3 protein-coding genes are annotated in these 3,229 nt (G+C 34.5%); 2 read left to right on the top strand and 1 reads right to left on the bottom strand.

The window, feature by feature from the left end:
• The first annotated feature begins 386 nt into the window (after positions 1-386).
• A complete protein-coding gene (locus CJP74_RS07780) occupies positions 387-734 on the top strand; it encodes a hypothetical protein (protein ID WP_119497950.1) in 348 nt (115 codons plus the stop codon).
• A 262-nt stretch (positions 735-996) separates the two neighbouring features.
• Complete coding sequence (locus CJP74_RS07775) at positions 997-1,401, top strand: hypothetical protein (protein ID WP_119497948.1); 405 nt, start codon at positions 997-999, stop codon at positions 1,399-1,401.
• A gap of 925 nt (positions 1,402-2,326) precedes the next feature.
• Here the strand turns inward: CJP74_RS07775 and CJP74_RS08170 are convergent.
• On the bottom strand, positions 2,327-3,229 hold a 903-nt coding region (locus CJP74_RS08170), incomplete at its 5' end, for a hypothetical protein (protein WP_222987039.1).

The raw sequence follows: 3,229 nt of genomic DNA, 5'->3' as shown, positions 1-3,229 counted from the left end.
ACAGTTAGCTATGTAATGACACAAGCTGACATGAATAAAAAATCTTAATTGCTGAATCTGATTTAATAGTCTATAAAATGCAAGGCTCTTAATCAGAGAGAGAAAAAAGTTTATAATAGTCTGCGTTGGAAGTTACCCAACTTCCTCGCAACTACTTAAACAACATAAACAACATTCTAGTTAAGTTCTCAACTAAGAGAATAAAAAACACAACAAATAAAAACAACAATACAACAACACAAAAAATAAAACAACAAACTTAACAACAAAAACAACAACTTTTAATTAACAACACACAACAAACAACAACACAACAAAGGAATCTAGTTATGAAAATCAAATAAGTATTATTATCAGTATTAGTAGCAACAACAGCTTTTGCAACTATGAACGCAAACGCAAGTACTAAAGATCCTGCAACTGCTTATAGCGACTACTACACAATGTCAGCAGCACAAAAAGCAGCTATGAATACTCAAGTTAAAACTTTAGATGTAAATGGTCAAGCAATCAACGCTACAATTACCACTGGTGCTTCTGGCGTAATGAACATTGCTTTAGGTGACCAAAATGTTGCTCCTGCTTACTACACTTTAAGTAACCTTGTAATTAAAGCTCCAGCAACCATGTCTTTAAGTGACATTAACGCTTCATTAAGAGCTTTAGAAGTAGGTAATCAAGTTTCTACAGTTAGCTATGTAATGACTCAAGCTGACATGAATAAAAAATCTTAATTACTGAATCTGATTTAATAGTCTATAAAATGCAAGGCTCTTAATCAGAGAGAGAAAAAAGTTTATAATAGTCTGCGTTGGAAGTTACCCAACTTCCTCGCAACTACTTAAACAACATAAACAACATTCTAGTTAAGTTCTCAACCAAGAGAATAAAAAAACACAACAAACAAAAACAACAAAACAAAAAAAACAAAACAACAACTTTTAATTAAACAACACAACAAACAATACACTAATAACACAACAAAGGAATCTAGTTATGAAAATCAAATCAGTATTATTATCAGTATTAGTAGCAACAACAGCTTTTGCAACTATGAACGCAAACGCAAGCACAAAAGATCCAGCTACTGCATATAGTGATTACTATAAAATGGCTGCAGCTCAAAAAGCAGCAATGAATGCGCAAACAAAAACATTAGAAGTTAACGGTCAAACAATTAATGCTACAGTTACTTCTGGTAACTCAGGTACAGTTAATGTAGTTTTAGGTGACCAAAATGCTACAGCTGCTTACTACACTGTAGGTAACGTAACTGTTAAAGCTCCTTCTTCAATGGATGTAGTTACAATTAACTCAGCTTTAAAAGCATTAAATATTGATAGTCAAATTTCTCAAGTTGGTTATGTGATGACACAAGCTAACATGGCGAAAAAATCTTAATATTCATATAAGCAAGTCCGGACCAGGGTTACAAACCCTGGTTTTTACGTTTTTAAAAATACCTCTTTCCCAACTCTCTCTAAGTAGATAGGATACTTCCTGTTAGCTTATGTATTTCCACAAAGACTTTAGCAGTCTTAATCTCAAAACTCCGCTAAGTAAATTAGTTAATTAAGGTTCTAACTTAAATAATCACTCCTCAATGTACCCCCCGAGCTTTTAAAATGTAAAAGAAGATTATTGTTTTGCTATTTAAAGCTCTTCTCTTATTTCTTCAAGTATTACCTCTTTAACCTGCAAGTATTGCTTCTTTTATCTCTAATACTACCTCTCTAATACTGTCTCTTTATCACCCAAGCATTACTTCTTTAACCTCTAGGAATACTTATTTATCCCCCAAGCATTACCTCTTGAACATCCAATACTAAGGCTTTATCCCTCAAGCATTCTTCTCTTTAACTCTCCCCGCTTCTATCTTTTTTATTTAGCAAACTCATGACAAAAAAAGAAAAAATGAACAAAAAAATACTAGCCTAATTCCTTAGACTAGTACAAAAATATCATAGCAATCTCACAAACTTCCTAATTTATTGGCTTTGTCTGTAAGTTAAGTTAATTAACCTAAATATCTTTGCAATCCTGTTAGTTTACTTTACCTATTTGCTTATTTAGCTTTACCCTAAAGCCTTGGCTAGTTTATAAGCATTCTTTTAACTTATTAGCTTTGTCTAAGCCAACTTGAACTTAATAAAGATCTTGGCGTTGGTGTTACTAAATGAGTATGTTTAGGTTTGGTTAGCTTAAATTAATAATCGCTTACCCTGAGTTACCTTAACAAAAAAGTTAAGGTTCTGGCTCAGATAACTCACTTTTTTACCAATAAAAAAAAGCCAGAGCCGAAGCTCTGACTTTTAAGAAAAGTACATTAACCTTTGTTCTCTTCATCTTTGTTAGACACAGCACCACTTACTGGGTTTTCTGCTGGCTTACATTGTTGTTGAGCATTGTTTTCTGCAGTAGCATTTGGATCTACCACACAAACTTCACCGGCTGTACTATTGTTTTGTGTTGGAACTTTTAAGAAGTAGTTTGCAAGTAATTGTTGGTCATCTCTACTTAAAGAGCTGAAATCACTACTTGCTACTAACTTAGGTAAGAAGTCACGAGATTTATCACGACCTGCACCTAAGTATTGGTCTTGTTCAAGTTCAATCCAATCTAGTAATTCTTGTTTGTAACGTGTGATGATATTTCTATTTGATTCATCATTATAAGTTAAATCAGAACCATTAGTGTAACCAGGTTTGAATGCAACATTAGGGTTGCTACTTTCTGCACCTGAGTTCCATACGTATCTACCTACGTCAGCTACAACACCTTCGTGTTGTACTAAAGAATCACCATTAGTATAGCTATCTTTATCAGCTACATTAGGGTTAGTTGTTTCTTCGCCAGAGTTCCAAACGTATAGACCTGAACCAGTTGCGTATGAACCTTTGTTCGCTACATCTGGGTTAGTTGTTTCACCAACTACATCACGGTCGTTATTACCTGTTTGTGCATCAGAACGTTCTGCTGCTTCACCTGCTGGACCAAAGTTGTATAAACCTGTACCAGTTTGGTAGCTGTCTTTGTTAGCTACATTAGGATTATCAGTTTCTTCACCTGAATTCCAAACATATAGCCCTGAACCAGTTGCATATGAATCTTTGTTCGCTACATCTGGGTTAGTTGTTTCACCAACTACATCACGGTCATTGTTACCTGTTTGTGCATCTGAACGCTCAGCAGCTTCACCCGCTGAACCGAAGTTGTATAAACCAGTACC

Source organism: Psittacicella melopsittaci, from assembly GCF_003585925.1.
Taxonomy (GTDB): domain Bacteria; phylum Pseudomonadota; class Gammaproteobacteria; order Enterobacterales; family Psittacicellaceae; genus Psittacicella; species Psittacicella melopsittaci.
This window is presented reverse-complemented; position numbering and strand designations above follow the sequence as displayed.